The organism is Sinomonas sp. G460-2, assembly GCF_047759905.1.
Lineage (GTDB): Bacteria > Actinomycetota > Actinomycetes > Actinomycetales > Micrococcaceae > Sinomonas.
The window spans coordinates 1-3,010 of record NZ_JBKZWT010000386.1 but is presented as its reverse complement, the minus strand read 5'-3'; the positions used below and the strand labels follow the sequence as shown (position 1 = coordinate 3,010).

4 protein-coding genes are annotated in these 3,010 nt (G+C 72.3%); 1 reads left to right on the top strand and 3 read right to left on the bottom strand.

Features of this window, described 5'->3' with window-relative positions; genetic code table 11:
- The 3 genes from ACLN58_RS20210 to ACLN58_RS20200 form a co-directional block, all read right to left on the bottom strand.
- On the bottom strand, positions 1-928 hold a 928-nt coding region (locus ACLN58_RS20210; RefSeq protein WP_415857023.1), incomplete at its 3' end, for an AMP-binding protein.
- Positions 929-943: 15 nt separating this feature from the next.
- Positions 944-1,897, bottom strand: a complete 954-nt coding sequence (locus ACLN58_RS20205; RefSeq protein ID WP_415857022.1) for a 1,4-dihydroxy-2-naphthoyl-CoA synthase — start codon at positions 1,895-1,897, stop codon at positions 944-946.
- 95 nt (positions 1,898-1,992) lie between these two features.
- Positions 1,993-2,430 (bottom strand): VOC family protein, encoded by a 438-nt coding sequence (locus tag ACLN58_RS20200; RefSeq protein WP_415857021.1) that lies wholly within the window; start codon positions 2,428-2,430, stop codon positions 1,993-1,995.
- Positions 2,431-2,685: 255 nt separating this feature from the next.
- Here ACLN58_RS20200 and ACLN58_RS20195 point away from each other — a divergent pair.
- Positions 2,686-3,010: ATP-binding cassette domain-containing protein (locus ACLN58_RS20195; RefSeq protein WP_415857020.1), on the top strand; the 325-nt coding region annotated here is incomplete at its 3' end.

The window sequence follows — 3,010 nt, the reverse complement described above, 5'->3', positions numbered from 1 at the left end:
CAACGAAGGCCTCCCGCACGCCGTCGACCGTTTCGAGCTGAGCCGCGATCCGCGCGGCGGAGGCCTTCACGCCGCCCGTGATGACGACGTCGTCCACGCGGCCCAGGACGCGGAGGCGACCCTCGGGCGTGAGTTCGCCAAGATCCGAGGTGACGTACCAGCGTTCGCCGTCCTCGTCGAGGAAGTGTTCGGCGGTTCGCTCGGGATCGCCCACGTAGCCGGCTGCGACGACCTGGCCGCCGAGGCGGATCCGGCCGTCCTCGGCGAGCCGGACGGAGACGCCCTCGAGGGGGAAGCCGTTGTAGACGCACCCGCCGCACGTCTCGGCGGAGCCGTACGTCGTCACGACCTTGACGCGCGCCTCCGCGGCGCGCTCGAGGAGCCCGTGGGGGATCGGGGCGCCGCCGAGCAGGATCGCGTTGAAGCGCTGCAGGACCTTGAGCAGCCGCGGGGAGGGGTCCTCGAGTAAGCGGCGCAGCTGGGTCGGCACGAGCGAGGTGAAGCGCACGGGGTCGGTCATGTCCTCGGCGGCGTCGGCGAACGCCTCGGGGCTGAATCCGGCAGCGAGATTCATCTCCGCGGGGCGCGTCCCGGCGAAGAGCGAGCGCACCAGCACCTGCACGCCCGCGATGTACTCGAGCGGGAGCGCGAGGAGCCACTGGCCCTCGCCCCGGAGCGCGAAGGCGGTGCTCATCGACGAGGCGGCCAGCGCGTCGACGGTGAGCGCGGTCGCCTTGGGGGCCCCAGTGGAGCCCGAGGTGCGCACGACGACGGCCGTCCCCTCCGGCAGCGAGCCGACCGCCGTCGTCGGCCGCCACACGCGCCAGGTGCCCTGCGGAACGCTAGTGCTCGCGGGGCCGAATTCGACGGCCGGCCCCTCGTAGGCGAGCGCCGCCGCGAGGGCTTTGAGGACGGGGTCAAGGCTCATGCGGGGTCTCCCGGGTCAGTAGTAGTACGGGAAGTCGGACCAGTTGGGCTCGCGCTTCTGCAGGAACGCGTCGCGGCCTTCGACGGCCTCGTCGGTCATGTACGCGAGGCGCGTGGCCTCGCCCGCGAAGACCTGCTGGCCCGCGAGGCCGTCGTCGGCGAGGTTGAACGCGAACTTGAGCATCCGGATCGCCTGCGGGGACTGGCGGGCGATGTCGGCCGCGTAGTCGAGCGCGACGTCTTCGAGGAGCGCGTGCTCCACAGCCTCGTTGACGGCGCCCATCGCGACCATGTCCTCGGCCGAGTATTCGCGGGCCAGGAAGAAGATCTCCCGCGCACGCTTCTGCCCGATCTGGCGGGCCAGGAGCGCCGAGCCGTAGCCGGCGTCGAACGAGCCGACCGTCGCGTCCGTCTGCTTGAACCTGCCGTGCTCGCGCGAGGCGATGGTCAGGTCGGCGACGACGTGGAGCGAGTGCCCGCCTCCCGCGGCCCAGCCGTTGACCGCCGCAATGACCACCTTGGGCATGGTGCGCATGAGCCGCTGGACCTCGAGGATGTGGAGGCGCCCCGCGCGGGCCGGATCGATCGTCTCCGCGGTCTCGCCCGAGGCGTACTTGTAGCCCTCGCGGCCGCGGATGCGCTGGTCCCCGCCCGAGCAGAACGCGTGGCCGCCGTCCTTGGGGGAGGGGCCGTTGCCCGTGAGGATCACGGTCGCGACATCCGGGGTCATGCGGGCATGGTCCATGGCGCGGTAGAGCTCGTCCACGGTGCCGGGGCGGAACGCGTTGCGGACCTCGGGGCGGTTGAACGCGATGCGGACCGTGGGGAGGTCGCGCACCGCGGCCCCGCTCGCGTCCCGCTCGACCTGCCGGTGGTAGGTGAGGTCCTCGAACTCGAAGCCCTCGACGGCGCGCCAGCGGTGCGGTTCGAAGACGTCAGACACTTTCTCGGGCAGCTCGGGGGAAGTCACGCGTGAAAGTCTAGTCGGGGCGTTCGGTCCACGGGCGCCGGGTCACGGTGGTTGGGGGCGCGTGGGCCGGGCGGTGCGTGGGCCGGGCGGTGCGGTCAGGAAATGCAGAACTCGTTGCCCTCGGGGTCCGCCATCGTGTACCACGAGTGCGGGCCTTCGGCTGCCTCCCACAGGAACGTCGCGCCGCGCGCCTCGAGTTCGGCGCGGAGCACGTCCTTGTCATCGCCGGCGAGCCGGACGTCCCAGTGGACGCGATTCTTGACGGTCTTGTCCTCGGGCACCACCTGGAACAGGATGCGCCGGCGGTCCTTGCGTGTGAGCTCGTCCTCGGGCGCGATGGCCTGCGCGGTCGCCCAGACGAGCACGCCGTTGCGGGTCACGGTGTCCGCCTCGGTCGCGTAGCCCTCGGCGATCATGCGCCGGATGAAGTCCTCGTTGCTGGGCTCGACGGCCCAGCCCAGCGTCCTGGCCCACCACTCCGCCTGGGCGTGGGGGTCGCGCGAATCGACCACGATCTGGATGTCGTATGCCATGGCTCAACGCTAGGCCCCGGGGGTCCGGGCCGGAAGGGACAAGCGGACAGGGGGCGTCCGCAGCGTGGCCGCGCCGGCCCTCACGGGGCAACCCGGCGGCGGAGGCCCCGGCTTGACACCCATTACCGCGCGCCGCCACCCTTGACTGCATGGTCCGCTGATCGCTTTCCCGCCCTGAACCGCCGCGCCGTGACGCCGGCGACGACGACAGCCGGGCGCCGCGCGCCCACGAGCCGCCGAAGCGAGGCCTCGACCATGCAGCATATTTCGCATCCCTGCAGCCCAGCCCACCCAGCCGCCCTCACCCACCCCGCCACCTCCACCCACCCCGCCGCCCTCACCCATCCCTCCACCCCAGCGCACCCCGCCCAGTCCCTTCGCCCCGCCGCCGTGCACGTCACCGCGTCGGGCGTTTCCCACGGCTACGGGGACCGGCTCCTCCTCGACGCCGTCGACCTCGTGATCGCGGACGGCGAGCGGATCGCCGTCGTCGGCGAGAACGGGGCGGGCAAGTCGACGCTGCTCCGCCTCCTCACTGGCCAGGAGCGGCCAGATTCCGGGAGCGTTGCCGTCCACGGGC